This is a genomic window from Neorhizobium huautlense, from assembly GCF_030811685.1.
Lineage (GTDB): Bacteria > Pseudomonadota > Alphaproteobacteria > Rhizobiales > Rhizobiaceae > Neorhizobium > Neorhizobium huautlense_A.
The window spans coordinates 34,423-50,889 of sequence record NZ_JAUSRF010000027.1; the positions used below are offsets into that span (position 1 = coordinate 34,423).

General features: G+C 59.4%; 12 protein-coding genes. 5 read left to right on the top strand and 7 right to left on the bottom strand.

Translation table 11 applies throughout. The features are described 5' to 3' along the window. Positions 1 to 241 precede the first annotated feature (241 nt). On the top strand, positions 242 to 1,162 hold the full coding sequence (locus J2T09_RS25905; protein ID WP_306839968.1) for a DUF4167 domain-containing protein: 921 nt from the start codon (positions 242 to 244) through the stop codon (positions 1,160 to 1,162). A 97-nt stretch (positions 1,163 to 1,259) separates the two neighbouring features. Here the strand turns inward: J2T09_RS25905 and J2T09_RS25910 are convergent, their stop codons facing one another. Beyond that, a complete protein-coding gene (locus J2T09_RS25910; protein ID WP_306839969.1) occupies positions 1,260 to 2,462 on the bottom strand; it encodes a hypothetical protein in 1,203 nt (400 codons plus the stop codon). 441 nt (positions 2,463 to 2,903) lie between these two features. Between J2T09_RS25910 and J2T09_RS25915 the strand changes: the two genes are divergently transcribed. Continuing rightward, positions 2,904 to 3,866, top strand: coding sequence for a class 1 fructose-bisphosphatase (locus tag J2T09_RS25915; protein WP_306839970.1), 963 nt, complete (start codon positions 2,904 to 2,906; stop codon positions 3,864 to 3,866). 84 nt (positions 3,867 to 3,950) lie between these two features. On the opposite strand, the gene J2T09_RS25920 is transcribed toward J2T09_RS25915, so the two are convergent. Continuing rightward, positions 3,951 to 4,211, bottom strand: a complete 261-nt coding sequence (locus tag J2T09_RS25920) for a hypothetical protein (protein ID WP_306839971.1) — start codon at positions 4,209 to 4,211, stop codon at positions 3,951 to 3,953. A gap of 221 nt (positions 4,212 to 4,432) precedes the next feature. Here J2T09_RS25920 and J2T09_RS25925 point away from each other — a divergent pair, with 221 nt between their 5' ends. Together J2T09_RS25925 and bchE are read left to right on the top strand one after the other, a co-directional pair. Then, the gene (locus tag J2T09_RS25925) at positions 4,433 to 5,710 is read left to right on the top strand and encodes a YwqG family protein (protein ID WP_306839972.1); all 1,278 of its coding nucleotides are present in this window, start codon (positions 4,433 to 4,435) and stop codon (positions 5,708 to 5,710) included. 140 nt (positions 5,711 to 5,850) lie between these two features. After that, positions 5,851 to 7,392, top strand: coding sequence for a magnesium-protoporphyrin IX monomethyl ester anaerobic oxidative cyclase (bchE, locus tag J2T09_RS25930; RefSeq protein ID WP_306839973.1), 1,542 nt, complete (start codon positions 5,851 to 5,853; stop codon positions 7,390 to 7,392). Here the strand turns inward: bchE and J2T09_RS25935 are convergent. Then, entirely contained in the window at positions 7,389 to 9,167 is a 1,779-nt protein-coding gene (locus J2T09_RS25935; RefSeq protein WP_306839974.1) for a serine aminopeptidase domain-containing protein, read from the bottom strand. The two genes, bchE and J2T09_RS25935, sit on opposite strands and share 4 nt — an antisense overlap. 270 nt (positions 9,168 to 9,437) lie before the next feature. Between J2T09_RS25935 and clpB the strand changes: the two genes are divergently transcribed. Further along, positions 9,438 to 12,038, top strand: a complete 2,601-nt coding sequence (gene clpB / locus J2T09_RS25940; protein ID WP_306839975.1) for an ATP-dependent chaperone ClpB — start codon at positions 9,438 to 9,440, stop codon at positions 12,036 to 12,038. Positions 12,039 to 12,108: 70 nt separating this feature from the next. Here clpB and J2T09_RS25945 read toward each other — a convergent pair whose 3' ends face one another. From J2T09_RS25945 to J2T09_RS25960, 4 genes are all read right to left on the bottom strand, one after another. After that, positions 12,109 to 12,453 carry a hypothetical protein gene (locus J2T09_RS25945; protein WP_306839976.1) on the bottom strand — a complete coding sequence of 115 codons (345 nt, stop codon included), beginning with the start codon at positions 12,451 to 12,453 and terminating at the stop codon, positions 12,109 to 12,111. A gap of 73 nt (positions 12,454 to 12,526) precedes the next feature. Beyond that, a complete protein-coding gene (locus tag J2T09_RS25950) occupies positions 12,527 to 13,255 on the bottom strand; it encodes a DUF805 domain-containing protein (protein ID WP_306839977.1) in 729 nt (242 codons plus the stop codon). Between the two features lie 24 nt (positions 13,256 to 13,279). Further along, positions 13,280 to 13,897, bottom strand: a complete 618-nt coding sequence (locus J2T09_RS25955) for a pyridoxamine 5'-phosphate oxidase family protein (protein WP_306839978.1) — start codon at positions 13,895 to 13,897, stop codon at positions 13,280 to 13,282. 74 nt (positions 13,898 to 13,971) lie between these two features. Next, on the bottom strand, positions 13,972 to 15,921 hold the full coding sequence (locus tag J2T09_RS25960; RefSeq protein ID WP_306839979.1) for a M23 family metallopeptidase: 1,950 nt from the start codon (positions 15,919 to 15,921) through the stop codon (positions 13,972 to 13,974). Between the last annotated feature and the right edge of the window lie 546 nt (positions 15,922 to 16,467).

A 16,467-nucleotide genomic window follows, 5' to 3' on the forward strand; every position in this document is an offset into this window, starting at 1 on the left:
CTGGGTAGCTGGGGATGAACGAGTTATCGTTCGGGTTCAGAATCGACCGGAGTTCGGCTTTTTTCGAAGAGCTTCGAGGGTTGGTTCAATCCTGGTGCGTGATCAGACAAACCGACCTCCACGAGCAGCAGAGCGACGATGACGTCTGCATGCAGCCAGTGGAGCCTTGGTCCGGCGCGTGGCCGGCACGGCCAGCGTGGCCCTTTTATCAGCAAAACTAGAGAATTCAGGTGAAAGATCGATGAGGCCAGGACAACAGCAGAATAAGCGTGGTCGAGGGCGCGGTAACAACAACAATGGCGGCGGCGGTGGTGGTAACAACTTCAACCGCAAGGGCCAGAACCCCCTGACACGGACTTATGACAGCTCCGGTCCCGACGTGAAGATCCGTGGCACCGCGCAGCATATCGCTGAAAAATATGCGACACTTGCGCGCGACGCCCAGAGCTCCGGCGACCGGGTCATTGCAGAAAACTACCTGCAGCATGCCGAACACTATAACCGCATCATTGCTGCCGCACAGGCGCAGATGCAGGAACGTTTCCAGCATCAGGATCGCCAGGACTATAACGGCCAGGACGATCGTGACGGCGACGATATCGACGGCAACGATTTTGACGAAACCACGGGTGCGCAGCCGGTCATCGACCAGCAGCCGCGCGAAAACCGTGAGCAGAACCAGAACCGCAATCGGGACAACCGTGGCGACCGACAGGATCGCGGCAATCGCGAAGACCGTGGCAATCGTGAAAACCGCGGCGAGCGTCAGGACCGTGACAATCGCGGCAATCGCCAGGAGCGCAACAACGAGGTTGCGGCGGAAGCCAAGGCTGAGGCTGCTGCCGAAGCTGTTGCACCGGAAGCCGCAACCGAGGTGGACGACCAGCCGCGCGTCGAGACCCGCGAGCGCCGTCCGCGCCGCGAACCGCGCCAGCCGCGCGAGCAGGTGCCTGCTGCAGCTGCGGTCAATGACGGCACCGGCCCGCAGCCGGTGATCGAAGGTGTTCCGGCCGAAGTGGCAGCTGAAGAAGCCGAAGCAACGGCTGCTCCGCGCCGCCGTGCCGCCGCCGCCCGCCCGCGCCGCCAGCCGCGCAAGGCAGCCGAAGGTTCCGAGGGCGAAGGCGAAGCCAAGCCCGAGATGGCAGACGTTGCCGGCGAATAAGGCTTTTGCCTGATCGAGATGAAAAGGGCCGTCCCGGTTGGGGCGGCTTTTTTCGTTCCGGGGGAGGGTGGGCGTCGTTGGATGTGGGATTAAACTGCTACCAGTGCCATGGATCCCATCTGTCGGCGAGGCGTCCGGCCGATATATCGATGCGCTGCCAGCCCGGCCCGTCGTCTGAGCCCACCAACGTAATATTGGCGCCCGACGCATAGCTGCGCAATTCATCGCGGCCAAGTCTATAGGGTGCAGGCTCGGCGTCGTGAGCGGCAAGGTAATGCCGTTGGAGTTTGCCGCGCAGATCCGGTGAAATGGCCAGGTCAATGATGGCCGTCGCCTCGTCATCGCTGAAACCTGCGTCATTCGCCGGAAAGATGACGAGCTGTCCATTATCCCGTCTGGGCTCGCCATATCGAATGACGAAAGCACGTGCGCCTTTCCGCCAATTCTCCAGGCAACGGATGCGTTCCGGAAAAGTGCGGTGATGCAGTATTCCGTAAAAATGCGCGAGATGGATCTGCGCCTGGGCCGCGATCCGCTGATCATTGATCTCCGACAATTCGGACAGGATCGGGATCATTACCTCGACCCTGCTCTGGAGTTCCGTCGCCGTCATCACCGCCAGCTCGAGGTTGCCAGCGGCGATCATTCGGCGCACGGCTTGCGGATCTCCGGCGGCCAGTTCGTGGATGTGAAAATCGATCCCGTTGAATGGCATGTCTTCGGGTTCGGGGCCTCGACGTCTCTCTATGATGTCGAGCATCCAGTCGACGACATCAAAATCCAGTTCGTGCCAATCACCATACATCAGCCCGGTCCCGGACCAGTAAGGGCCGGCAATTCCCGGACGCTCGATTTCCTTTTCCGTCAAGGCGGCGAAGAACGCCCTGTCGGAACGGTCATCTTCCTCGTCAAACCCTTGCCCGCTTCTGCCGAGGACGCAGGCGGCGCAGGCGCGTACGTGATCTGAAGGATGATCGAGCAGCGGTGGCAGGATCGAGCCGGTCCATGGCGCGAGCCCGCCGATCAGGATTTTTGCGGCCTCGATGCGATCCTGCTGCGGGCCCGGGATCTGTTTTTCCTGAAGCGAATGCAGCCATGCCAGCAATCCATCGGCAAAATCAGGATCATCGCCCTTATAGTGGAGTTGTTTCAGGAACAGGGGCAGGACATCGGCATGACGTTGTATGGCGGATTCGATCACACCGATCAGCCAGTCAAGCCGCTGCCGTTTCTCCTGGTTCGGTACCTGACGTTCTTGCTGGGCCTCTGCCCAGAACACCGCTGTTGCCAGCCGTTCCACGGCGGCGGCGCGGTTGCCGGCGTCATCCGCTTCCAGCAGTTTTGCCAGACGTGGATACCAGTTTGCCCAGTCCGCGGGGCCGAATACATGCAGGGGAGCCTTGAGCAGCTCTTGGGGTGAGTTTGGTTTCATAGCGGGTGATGATCTAGGGCGCACAACCGATTAGAGGAAGGTGTCAGAACGCACGCAGATGAATGTCCTGTTTACGATGACGCGCGGCGTTTCGCTAGCGAGTGGGGCAGTCCGTTGCCGTTTGGCATGCTCTCCATGCGAGCGGGCAAACCCGAAACGGAAACACTCCATCCTCAAAATTCCTGCCTCGCCCATTTCCGTCATATTGCAGTGCGCTATGTGATTTACCGAATGGTGATCGATATTTACCGCGATGCGCAAAATCATTACGCTTGCGCACAAACCCTATCCAATCAGGAGGCGCTGCCGATGACGACGTTCGAAACCTTTCTCGAGGGCCAGAAACAGGCGGGCCTGGACGACGATCTGATCGCCGTGCTGCGCGAGGTTGCCGAGGCCACGCGAAAGATTTCGGACACGCTGAAAACCTCGTCGCTGGAAGGGCTGACCGGCGCCACCGAAGAAACCAATGTTCAGGGCGAAACGCAAAAGCCGCTCGATATTCTTTCCAATGACATTCTGCTGGATGCGTGTCGCGCGCTGCCTTCGGTTTCCTTTGCCGTGTCGGAAGAGCTGGATGCGGAAGTGGCGATCCATGCCGACGGCCGATATGCGGTTATCTTCGATCCGCTCGACGGTTCTTCCAATCTCGATGTGAACGTCACGGTCGGCACGATCTTTTCCGTCATCGAGGCGAAAACGGCCGCTGATATTCTGAAGAGCGGGCGTCACCAGTTGGTGGCCGGTTATGCTGCTTACGGGCCGCAGACGACATTGGTTCTGACCACCGGCAAGGGCGTGCAGATATTTACTCTCAATGGCGAAGGCACCTATGTGCTGACCACGGCGGATGCGAAAATTGCGCCCGAAGCCAAGGAATTCGCCATCAACGCCGCGCGTCGCGCTTCGTGGGATGATGTGGTTGCCGCCTATATCGAGGAGGCGATCGATACCGGTCACAACATGCGCTGGGTGGGCTCGATGGTGGCCGATACGCACCGTATCTTCAACCGCGGCGGCGTGTTCCTTTATCCGGCCGACCGCAACAAGCCGGCTTCGGGCGGCCGCCTTCGCCTGCTTTACGAAGCCAATCCGATCGGTCTTCTGGTGGAAGCCGCCGGTGGCGAAGCGATCATCGGCGAGACAAAAATCCTCGATCTCGAGCCGACCGGCCTGCATCAGCGCGTGCCGGTAATTTTTGGCTCCAAGGCGGAGGTGGACAAGCTTTCGGCGGCTTATAGCGCGCGAAAACTGGAAGCGGCTGCCGAATAAGATTTGGGGGGAGGGGCGGCGGGAATGCCGCTCTTGAAAGAATTCAGTGCCCGGGCGGATGTAAATTCCGTCCGGGCATAAATGTCAGAACAGCGTCTGGTGGCTTTCGCACTCGTAGCGTGCTTCGTCGAATTCATCGACATGGGCCTGCGCAAATGCCTGGAACTCGGGATCGCTGATGTGCTCGACACCCTGTGGCAGGCCGTGATCGTGAATCAAGGTCTTGAAGATATCGATGAGCTGGGTGGTCTTGTCTTCCGACATGGTCGTTACCTCTGGATGATACGCGTAAAGCTCACCCCCGGGCCGCATGCGGTGCATGATGCCGAACTTCACAATTGTCATTTAGGGACGCGATTGCTGCGACAAAATGGCATGTCATCTATTTGTGATCGGAGGATCACACGGCCGTGACGGGGGTGGACAAACGGTGTCGTGTCGGGTTGTCCATCCCGACATTTTTGGTGCAACATCGCCGTGCAAATGGGTTTGCGGCTAGGTATGCTCGGCGGGGCAGCGATGAACAGGATTGTCCGCTGAGGGAAAATCGACAGGGAGAACAGTCGATGGACGATTTTGAAATCGAATATGATCTGCTTGGCTGGCCGGAAAACCTGATCGCCCTTGCCGGCCGGCTGGGCAAGACGGGGTTGCGGGCCGCAACGGTAAAACAGCTTGTCGCAACCGCCCGGCCGGCGATGATGCTGGGCCCGGTTTCCGTTGGCGAAGACGACATTCCGCTCGGGGCGACAAAGATCGGCGGCCGGCCGGATATCGCCGGCAATTTCGTCTGGCCGGTTCGCACACCTTATCCCGATTCGCGCGAGATGGCGGAAAAGGAGATGGAATATGGTGCAGGCATCATGGCGCTGGCGGGTATCGCACCACCGTGGATGACGCCTGACGAGGCGAAGAAATTCATCACGAAAACCCTGCGTGAGCGCGATGACATGGCTGCCAGTCTGGAAGAATTGCGTGCCGAATCCGAGCTGGAACTGAAAGAGCTGGAGAACGACGACAGCCTGACTGACGAAGACAGACAGGCCTATCGCGACATGCTGGACGATACCTATGATCTGGGGCCGATGCCGACGCAGGAGGAGGCTGAGATTGCTGGACGCCATGCGGTGATGACGGCAGAAGCGCTGACCAGTGACTTTCCACTCGCCTTCATTGCACAGATCGATTTCGCATCTCTGGCAGCCGCGCCGGGTTTCGATCCGGCTCTGCCGAAAACAGGCCGGCTTTATCTTTTCTACGATCTCATCGGCCTGCCGGATGCGAGCAACCCTGCCTCCAGATCGGGGTTTCACGCGGTTTATGACGATACGGAAAGCGGTAAGCTGGTGCGACTGGACCTGCCGGCGCCCCTGGCTGAACTGAAACCGCTCGGCATGGCGGCGCTTCTGCCACCGATGGCGGTGAAGGCCCGCTCGGCACTGACCACGGTAACGCTCGAAGCCTGTGACGATCTCGGCATCGCGCTCAGCGATGAGCAGATGGCGGAATATGACGAATGGCTGCTCGGCGAAGTGGGCTGGCCGGGCCAGCCTGAGCGCGACCGGCATCAGCTGGGCGGCTGGCCGCGTGCGATCCAGGGCAACATGCAGGCTTTCAGCCAGTTTGCGGCCAACGGCGTCGATGCGTCGGCGCTTGAGGACTGGTCGAGCAAGAAGGCGAAGGCGCTGCTTGCCGATGCCGTCAAATGGCATCTGCTTTTCCAGCTCGGGCCCGATGACGCGCAGGATGCCGCTCTGCCGGGATCGATCAATTTCCTGATCCGCGACGAGGACCTTGCCGCGCGCCGTTTCGACCGTATCTGGGCGGTATACGAGCAGAGTTGAGAGAGCGCAGTTCTCGCGCCTTCCAGCGCCAGCATTAAGTCTCTGTTCTGCACAACATCATTCTTGCGACCGGCGTTACATGCCTTTTCACAAGTCGTGTTTTAGTCTCCGAAACATATTCTCGGAAGGCACCGGCACGCATGAAAATCTGTCTCGTCAATCCGCCGCATACGGCGATCGGAAGCCGTGTGCCGGATGATCACCTGCCGCCGCTGGGTCTGCTTGCCATCGGCGGGCCGCTGATCGATGCCGGGCACGACGTGTCGCTGATCGATGCCGAATTCGGGCCGATGCCGATTGCCGCCATCCTGTCAAAAATTCTGGCGGCCGCGCCGCAGGCGGTGCTGATCGGCCATTCAGGCTCGACCTCGGCGCATCCGACGGCGCTTGCAATTGCCGAAGGCATCAAGGCGGCGGATGACGGGATATTGCTCATCTATGGCGGCGTGTTTCCGACCTATCACTGGCAGGACGTTCTGTCCGAGACCGATGTTTTCGATGTGATCGTGCGCGGCGAAGGCGAGGGGACTGCCGTTCTCCTGATGGATGCCTTGCAGGCTGGAACACCGCTTGGCCTCGTCAACGGCATTGCCTTTCGCGATGAAGACGGCCGCGCCAAGGCGACGGCCCCGGCGCAGGCAATTGCCGATCTCGACAGTTGCCGTGTCGGCTGGGAGCTGATCGACCATGACCGCTACAGCTACTGGGGTGGCAAGAAGGCCGTGGTTATGCAGTTTTCGCGTGGCTGTCCGCATTTGTGCAATTATTGCGGCCAGCGTGGATTCTGGACCCGCTGGCGGCATCGTGATCCGGTGCTTTTTGCGCGCGAAATCGCAAAACTTCACCGCGAACACGGTGTCGAGCTGATCAACCTTGCCGATGAAAACCCGACCTCCTCGAGAAAGGCGTGGAAGGCGTTTCTCGAGGCGATGATCGCCGAAAATGTGCCGGTTCTGATCGTCGGTTCCACCCGTGCCGACGATATCGTGCGGGATGCCGATATCCTGCATCTCTATCGCAAGGCGGGTGTGATCCGCTGGTTGATCGGCATGGAAAATACCGACGAGGCGACGTTGGCGCTGATCCGCAAGGGCGGCGGCACGGCCTCCGACCGGGAGGCGATCCGGCTGCTTCGCCAGCACGGCATTCTTTCCATGGCGACATGGGTGGTCGGGTTCGAAGAAGACCGCTTCAAGGATCTTTGGCGCGGTTTTCGACAGCTTTTGTCCTATGATCCCGACCAGATTCAGGCGCTTTACGTGACGCCGCACCGCTGGACGCCGTTTTTCCGCATCGCCAAGGACCGGCGGGTCATTCAGGGCGATGTGCGCAAGTGGGATTACAAACACCAGGTTCTGGCGATGGCGCATTTCCGGCCGTGGATGCTGTTCTTCTGCGTGAAGGCGATCGAGGTCGCCATTCAGGCGCGGCCGAAGGCAATTGGCCGGCTGCTGTTTCACCCCGATCCGGAACAGCGGCACTCCATGCGCTGGTACACGAAGATGGGCCGGCGGGTGTGGCTGCGTGAAATTTTTCAGTTCATGTTCAAGGACCGGTTCCTGAGCGAGCGGCCGACGCTCGAAACATTCTGGGGCGGTCCGCAGGATGCCGAGGAAGAATCCATGACCTTGCCGGCGCGGCGGCCTAAACAGCCAAAAGCGAAAGTGCAGGAAGCCCTTTAAGTTTTCTGTTTCACTGTGTCCGCCAATGCGCAAATCGCCTCCAGATAGGCGGCGCGGGCGTGGGCGTGCTGGAATGTGTGCGATGCGCCCGTAACCGTTCTCGTGGTGATGGTCGGGTAGCGGTTCCGCCCACGTCCGAAAAAATGTGCGTGTTCTTCCAGCCCGATATCGCCGGGACTGTAGAGGATTTTCACCGGCACCTGGCGCCGCTGGAGATCGGCAAAGGCGGCGTAGACGGCACGTTCACGGGCGGAAACGCCGCCGACTGCCTTGGAAAGCGGGCGCATGGCGTGCTGTTTCAGGCGGGATCCGACGGCTTTGCCCTTGCGGGCGAGATTGATTTCGCCGCGCAGTGCCTTTTTCAGCGTCTTGAGGTCGAAAAACCGGCTGCCGTAATGCTTTAAGGTCTGCGTCTGTTCGGTCAGCGCCGAGACGATCGGGCGGTTTTCCGGCCAGAGGAACATTTCCGGGTTGATGCCGACCATGCCTTTCAGGCGCGGATCGCGCAGGCAGGACTGGAAGGCGAGATAGGCGCCGGTGCAGCGGCCGGCGGCGATGATGGGGGCAGGGCTTTGGCTTTGCAGAAAATCCACGGCTTCCGAAACATCCGTTACCTGAATGTCCGTGTAGATGACATGGCCTTCGTGACCTTCGACAGCGGGGCTGTCGGCGACATTGGAGCAATCGAAACGCAGCGTGGAGAGGCCGGCGCGGGCGAGATCGCGGGCAAGGCGTGCGGAATAACTGCCCCAGCCGGCCTGCCGTTCATAACCGGCGGCGAGCAGCAGGACCTGTGCCTTGGTGGCATCCGGGCCTTCCGCCGGATCGCAGGCGATGCCGAACAGCCGGTTGTTGCGACCGAAACGCAGCGGGGTTTCGCGGTAGTTTTCGCCGCTGTGGGAGACGGGGGAGGGGTGCGTGGTTGATCGCGACGCACTTTCGGAGGGGGCGGCAAGAGTAGCGATCCAGTCGGCCACCTTTTCCACCACCGCCCGCGGCACTTCCGCGAGAATGGGATTGATGGTCAGCCGATCATAACCCTCGAAGGGTTTTGTAGTGACATCGGCGCCGAGCCTCTGCAGGTGTTCGGCAAGCTGCGTGTCTGTGGCGCGCTCCTGGCGGGCAAGAACGAGCATTTTGGCGGCTGGTGGCTTTTCGAGTTTCAGAAGGTCGATGGTCTTGAGGCCGGCAGCGACGCCGAGTGGCAGCGCCACTTGCGCAATGGCTTCCGCTTCGGCGTCCGGCTTCAGCGACAGTTTTTCGACGCTGATGGAGAGAAAGGCGGAGAGTTCGCGCACATGGATGCGGCCGGATGTGACCGGGGCGAGCAGAACCATGGCTTCAAGGCCGGGGATTTTCGGTGCGGCCACCGCAGCAACGGGTGCGCCGACACCCTGTGCGGTAATGACGATTTTTTCGCAACCGGATAGCCGTTTCAGGTGATCGGCGGCGAGGGCAAAACTGTCGGTCCAACTGTTGAAATCGGGCTCGCTGCCTGTCTGCGTCAGTGCATCGCCGGTGCCGGGATAATCGAAACGCAGGCTGGCCACGCCCTGATCGGCAAGCTTTTCCGCGATCGTTCGGATGAAACGGCGGCTGCAGAGGTCTTCCACCCCGAAAGAGCCTGCAAACAGGACTGCGATATTATGGGCTCCGCTGCGGGAGGGTTCGAAAAGGCCGATGGTGCCGGCAAAGACGAGCGGTTCGGCGGCAGGCCGTATAACCTGCCTTGCCTCCTGGTCCAGATGGCCTTGATGACTGATGCCTGTGTGCATGTCCGGATTGTGCCCCCACATCCTCAACCCCTGCATTTATGCAATTTTCGATTGCGATTTGATTAAGGGGTTATCATCCCGGCAGGACGCGGTTCCGCCTGCAGCAGGAACATACGAAATGCTGGAAAACACTCCTTTAAAACAGCAAAACTCGCTCCCATATCTCCACCGAAGCCGCAATTAAGGCTTTGGGGCTTGCCGCAATCGGGAGCCCGGTTCCAACCGTCGTTTCGTGCCTTTCGGGCGAAGCGATTTCAGGAGGTCATGAGAATGAACATCGAAAAATATTCCGAACGCGTGCGCGGTTTCCTGCAGTCTGCCCAAGGCCAAGCCTTGTCTGATGGCCACCAGCAGTTTGCCCCCGAACATGTGCTGAAAGTGCTGCTCGACGACGATCAGGGCATGGCATCGGCGCTGATCGAACGCGCCGGCGGCAATGCCAAGGAAGCAAAGATCGCCAATGATGCCGCCCTTGCCAAGCTGCCAAAAGTTTCCGGTGGCGACGGGCAGATCTATCTTTCGCAGCCGCTGGCCCGCGTGTTTTCAACTGCCGAAGACGCCGCCAAGAAGGCTGGCGACTCTTTCGTCACCGTTGAGCGCCTGCTTTTGGCGCTTCTTATCGAAAGTTCTGCCTCGACTGCGGCCAGCCTGAAGAAGGCCGGCCTGACGGCTCAGGGCCTCAATCAGGTCATCAACGAATTGCGAAAAGGCCGTACCGCCGACAGCGCCAATGCCGAACAGGGTTTTGACGCACTGAAGAAATATGCCCGCGACCTGACCACGGATGCGCGCGAAGGAAAACTCGACCCGGTGATCGGCCGTGACGACGAAATCCGCCGCACGATCCAGGTCCTGTCGCGCCGCACCAAGAACAACCCGGTCCTGATCGGTGAACCCGGCGTCGGCAAGACGGCGATTGCCGAAGGTCTGGCGCTGCGCATCGTTAATGGCGACGTGCCGGAAAGTCTCAAAGACAAGCAGTTGATGGCGCTCGACATGGGCGCGTTGATTGCCGGCGCAAAATATCGCGGCGAGTTCGAGGAACGTCTGAAAGCCGTGCTCAACGAAGTGCAGGCGGAAAACGGCAATATCATCCTGTTCATTGACGAGATGCACACGCTGGTCGGTGCCGGTAAATCCGATGGCGCGATGGATGCCTCCAACCTGCTGAAGCCCGCGCTTGCGCGTGGTGAGCTGCATTGCGTTGGTGCGACCACGCTCGATGAATACCGCAAGCACGTGGAAAAGGATCCCGCTCTTGCCCGTCGTTTCCAGCCCGTGATGGTGGAAGAACCGACGGTCGAGGACACGATCTCGATCCTGCGCGGCCTGAAGGAAAAATACGAGCAGCACCACAAGGTGCGCATCTCGGACTCCGCGCTGGTTGCTGCGGCAACCTTGTCGAACCGCTACATCACCGACCGTTTCCTGCCGGACAAGGCCATCGACCTGATGGACGAAGCCGCATCGCGGCTGCGTATGCAGGTGGATTCGAAGCCGGAAGAACTGGACGAACTCGACCGCCGCATCATGCAGCTGAAGATCGAGCGCGAAGCCCTGAAGAAGGAAACCGACAGTGCTTCGGCTGACCGGTTGACCCGTCTCGAAACCGAGGTGACGTCTCTGGAAGAACAGGCGGATGCGCTGACGGCGCGCTGGCAGGCGGAAAAGCAGAAGCTTGGCCTTGCCGCAGACCTGAAAAAGCAGCTCGACGATGCCCGCAACGAGTTGGCGATTGCCCAGCGCAAGGCGGAATTCCAGCGTGCCGGCGAACTGACCTATGGCGTCATTCCCGATCTGGAAAAGCGTCTCGCCGAGGCCGAAGCACAGGATACCACCGCCAATGCCATGGTGCAGGAAGTGGTCGATCCGGATGCGATCGCGCATGTTGTGTCCCGCTGGACCGGCATCCCGGTCGACAAAATGCTGGAAGGCCAGCGCGAAAAGCTGCTGCGCATGGAAGACGAACTGGCACTGTCGGTCGTCGGCCAGGGTGATGCGGTTCAGGCCGTATCGCGGGCCGTTCGCCGTTCGCGCGCTGGCCTGCAGGATCCGAACCGGCCGATCGGTTCGTTCATCTTTCTGGGCCCGACCGGTGTCGGCAAGACCGAGCTGACCAAATCGCTGGCGCGGTTCCTGTTCGACGACGAGACCGCGATGGTGCGGCTCGACATGTCGGAATATATGGAAAAGCATTCCGTCTCGCGGCTTATCGGCGCTCCTCCGGGTTATGTCGGTTATGACGAAGGCGGCGCGCTGACCGAGGCGGTGCGGCGCAAACCCTATCAGGTCGTGCTGTTCGACGAGATCGAAAAGGCGCATCCGGACGTGTTCAACGTTCTTCTGCAGGTGCTGGATGACGGTCGCCTGACGGACGGGCAGGGCCGCACGGTGGACTTCAAGAACACCATCATCATCATGACCTCGAACCTCGGTTCCGAGTTTTTGACGCAGATGAAGGATGGCGACGACAGTGACAGCGTGCGCGAACTGGTGATGGCGCAGGTGAAAGGCCATTTCCGGCCCGAGTTCCTGAACCGTGTCGATGACATCATCCTGTTCCATCGCCTGAAACGCGATGACATGGGTGCGATTGTCGATATCCAGCTGCAGCGTCTGCTGAAACTTCTGGCCGATCGCAAGATTGAACTGGAACTGGATGACGATGCCCGCATCTGGCTAGCCGACAAGGGGTATGACCCGGTTTATGGTGCCCGCCCGCTGAAGCGGGTGATCCAGAAATTCGTGCAGGACCCGCTGGCGGAAGACATTCTGGGTGGAAAGATCCCGGATGGTTCGACCGTCAAGGTGACATCCGGTTCGGACCGGCTGCTGTTTCGCGTGAAGGGCAGCATGAGCGAAGCGGCGTAAGGTTGCTGCGAAGTTAGAGTGAATAGAGAAGGCCGCGCCGGGTGACTGGCGCGGTTTTTTTGATGATTGGTCAGCAAAGCCCGGTCATGTCTTTCAGCCAGATCTGCGCCAGTTTTGGTTCGCCGGGTGTGTTCGCGTGATGGCTTGAGCGGACCTCCATCAGCCGTGCATGTGGTGCGAACGGTTCGCTGTAGCCCAGCCGGCTTCGGAGCATCGTGATCTGATCACCAAGATCCAGTAATTCCGAGGCGTCGGATGAGGTCAGCCGCTTCTGCATGTGTTTGTTCAATGTAGCGATGGTCGCGTCATTTTGGCCGAAAAGCCCGGACTTTCCGGCTGCACAACGCTTGAGCGCATCGAGCAGCAGTTCGATATATTCCTCTTCCAGAGCTTTGAGCTGACGCTGTCTTGTCATGAATTACTTCCCCTGATTATCTGCTATCTCCAGTTGCCAGGTCACTAAAGGTCGATGGCAGGATTGCCCGCGTCTACAATCCGCGACGACCGAAGGCGGGTTTGGCATGGGATTGTGGCTGCCGGGTCGCGCGAACGGGTGCCGGTTGCGGTGACGCATAATGTGCCTGGGCCGATGTCGAGGGAATGGCACTGTCATCCCACGCGGTCCTGCCATATCGATCACCGCCCGGCATATTGTCGAAAGATGGTGGCGGAGCGTTGCGGGAAAAGCTGTCACCCGGCATGAACAGAAGAAACAGGCAATGCAGGAGTTGCACAACGAGGTTCAGGCCTGAAAACACAAGCTTCATTTCCACGCCCGCTGCCGCCATGCCGGCGAGGTGGGCGACAGTATAAAAAGCCATCAATCCGCCGATGACGGGCAACGGATTGAGGCCGATATCACGAATTCGTACCGCCTGCATGCTGATCGACATCCAGAGGAAAGGCAGGCCGAAGAAAACGAGTATCGCGAACCCGCCGATGCCTGCATCCGCTGCTGCCATTGAAAAGAAAGCAACACCAAGAATGGCACCGGCAATGAGACTGATGAGCATGCCGGCGAAAAAATACTGAAGTCTGTTCAGGCGTCCGCCGAACATGAATAGACTGTCAATCATCCTCAACCCCTCAAGCGAATTGAGGCAGATGACATCATACAATCCATTCCGGTTGTTAAACCGGATTTCTTCAATTTTAAGTAACGCGGATTTTGTTCTTCGGTTTCGAAGTGGTGATGGCCGTGCAGCCGGTAAACGCATGCGGATCAGCGCGGCAATATCCGTCTACCTGTTCTTCAGCGCCTTCAGCTCCCGTTCCAGCTCGGCAATCCGCCGATCCTTTTGCGCCAGCGCCGCCTCCACGGCAGAAGCCTCGAACATCTGCGGAATATGCTGCGGACAGTTGACGTCCCAGGCGCTGACGGAAATGACGATCGCCTGTTCGATCCGGGCATTATAGTCCGTTGGCGTCAGACGGGCGATCAGGTCCGCATCATCCTCGATCACTTCTGCCGTACCCCAGATTTTTATCCGCCGCCGGTGGGCATAATCCATCAGGAATAGCTGGACTCTTCGGTTTTCGGTCAGGTTGCCTTGCGTCACATATTGCCGGTTTCCGGCAAAATCCGCGAAACCGAGTGTCTTTTCGTCGAGCACTTTCAGAAAACCCGGCGGGCCGCCGCGATGCTGGATATAAGGCTGGCCATCGGCACTCGCTGTGGCGAGATAAAAGCTGATGCGGCTTTCGATGAACAGCTTCAGGTTTTCCGGGATTGTTGTCTGCCAGGAGCCGCCTTCCTCCATATGCGCATAGGCCCGTCTCGACCCTTTTCGCGCCTGGATTGCCTTGACCGCCGGGGTGAAGGCGACGTCGCTGGAATATTCGGCATCAGCACCGGCCATGTGATATCCCCCGCGGCAAAGGTGCCGCGCGGCGAATTATGCAAAACTGTCGGATTTTTGCAAAGCTCGAAAAATTACCGGCTGGCGACCTGATCGGCTGGCTGGCCGTTCGGGTTCAGAAGCGCATCGATACGCTTGCGTTCCTGCTCGAACTTGGCGAGCGCCTTGCCATCCAGCGATTTGCCACCCGGCAGACGCACCTTCAACGGGTCCACCTTGGCGCCATTGACGATCAGTTCGTAATGCAGGTGGGCGCCGGTCGACTGGCCGGTCGAACCGACATATCCGATGACCTGACCCTGCGTCACCCTTGCGCCTTCTCGCACGCCCTTGGCGATGGCGCTCTGGTGATTGTAGGAGGAAACGTAACCGTTGCCGTGGCGGATGAGCGTCTGGTTGCCGTAACCGCCACTGTCCCAGCCGGCCTTTTCGACGATACCATTGCCGGCGGCGATGATCGGTGTGCCGCGCGGGGCTGCCCAGTCGGAGCCGGTATGCATGCGCGAATAACCGAGGATCGGGTGACGGCGCATGCCGAAACCGGAGGTGAAACGGCCATTGGGAACCGGGTTGCGCAGCAGGAACTGACGGATGCTCTTGCCGTCCTGATCGTAATAATCGACCGAATTGTCGTCGGTGTTCAAGAAGCGGTAAAAACGTGTGTTGTTGTCGCCGAAGCGGGCATTGACATACAGAAGTTCGGAATTGGCGGTCGCCTGGCCACTCTGGTCGGCCACCGAGAAAAACGCCTCGATCGTATCGCTCGGGCGCAATTGCGCCTGCAGGTCGACATTGCTGGCCAGCAGCTTGACCAGCAGCGAGGTCATGTCGGATGTCATGCCGTAGGAAAGGGCGGCGCGATAGATGCCATCATAAACGCGTGGCAATTCGCGGCCGGCAATCATCGGCGGGGCTGAATCGTCGAAGGCCGTGTTGACGGCGTCGAGCTTCATCGGCTCCTGGCCTTCGATGAAGCGGCCGCGATCGTCGAGCGCTATCGTCATCAGGTGGTTGCCGCGCCGGTAAAGACTGGCGCGGACGATCTGCACCATCTCGCCTTCCTGGATCAGACCGATACGTAGGACCTGGCCCTGCAACAGCTTGTCCGATCCGACATAGGGCGACAGGCTGTCCGCCAGTTCGGCGGCCTGCGCCTTCGGATAACCGACAGCCGTCATGGCGGCAACGATCGTCTGGTCCTGGCGCACCGGAATGACGTCGTCGGCATAATCACGGGTTTTGGGCGTCACCGGTTCCGGAGCGGAGACGGTCATGTTTTCTTCAACGACGCGGGCCGAGATCAGATTGCTGGTGTCGAGATGGTCTTCGTCATTGTCGAAACGGCGCGGATCGACATAGGCCAGCCCTGAGACCTGGCTGTTGCCGGCGGTCAGCAACGACCCGTTGGTACGCACGTTTTCCTCGACCTCGTCGAGCGACATGCCGGGTGCATAGGTATAGCTGCCGCGGGTGGAGGGGAAGGGAATGGTCTGCAGGCTGACATCGCTGTCGACCTGCGAGCCGTAGATCAGCCCGGTACGGTTGACGGGAGCATCATCGTCATTCTTCTCGCCGGTGGAAAAGATCGTCAGCGGATTGAAGGACGGATAGTCCTCGGTCGCGACGTGGTTGGCGGCAAGCTGCATCTTCACATGCGAAAACGGCTGGCGGCGAATGATTTCCTTGGAGCCTTCATGCACCACGGTCGCCACATCCATGACCTTGCGGTCGGTCGGCATGGCAACGATGTTGGCGCCGAGCAGGCGTTTTCCGCGCGTAACCCCTTCGCCGTCATGGGCTTCGGGTATGGAGGCATAGGCTTCGGCGGGAATGGCGAGCTGCTGGCGACCGTCAAGCGCCGCAAACAATGCGACCCCCATCAGGATGGAGGAGGTGATGCCGGTCAGAAACGTGCCGGACAGCCAGCGCACCGAAATCTCGCGACGGTCGGGCGCGCGCCTGCCATCCGCAAGGATGGGGGCGTCGTTGCCGAGCGATCGGATCATGTTGCGGGGTGTCATCATGCCACGTCTAAACCAATTTCCCGTTGCGAAGCGGGCCCGTCCTGCTTTTGCGCCATTCTATATGAGGCTGCTTGGCTGCAAGATGTGCCCTTTTCAGGCCTGCGAGTCAAACAACCGCCGGCCCTTGCCGGGCAAGCTGATACAGGCTTCCTGTATAATGGGTATTTCTTCCCCTCTATAGAGAGTGAGGATTGAGCGAAGCATGTCGAATGATGTGCCCCGTTCGGGATGGAGCCTGACCATTAGATTGTGATTTTGTCGGGGCAGGACGAAGGCAGGACATAGTTTCTTAATCGAGAGATGAAGGTTCGGCCCAAATCCGGCGTTACGGGCCTGGATATTGGCATCAATTTAAATGATAAAATGGTGTTTTTAAGAATATATCATTTAATTTCATATACTTGTTCGATTTTTGCATTTTTATGAATTTGGCCTGTTGACGTTTTCGTGGGGCTCGGCCTATAACCCGGTCACTGACGAGGGCGGCGGCGCTGCTGGCGACGAAGTTCTTGTCTCAAAAATCTTTAGAGAATTGGCGGAATGCTG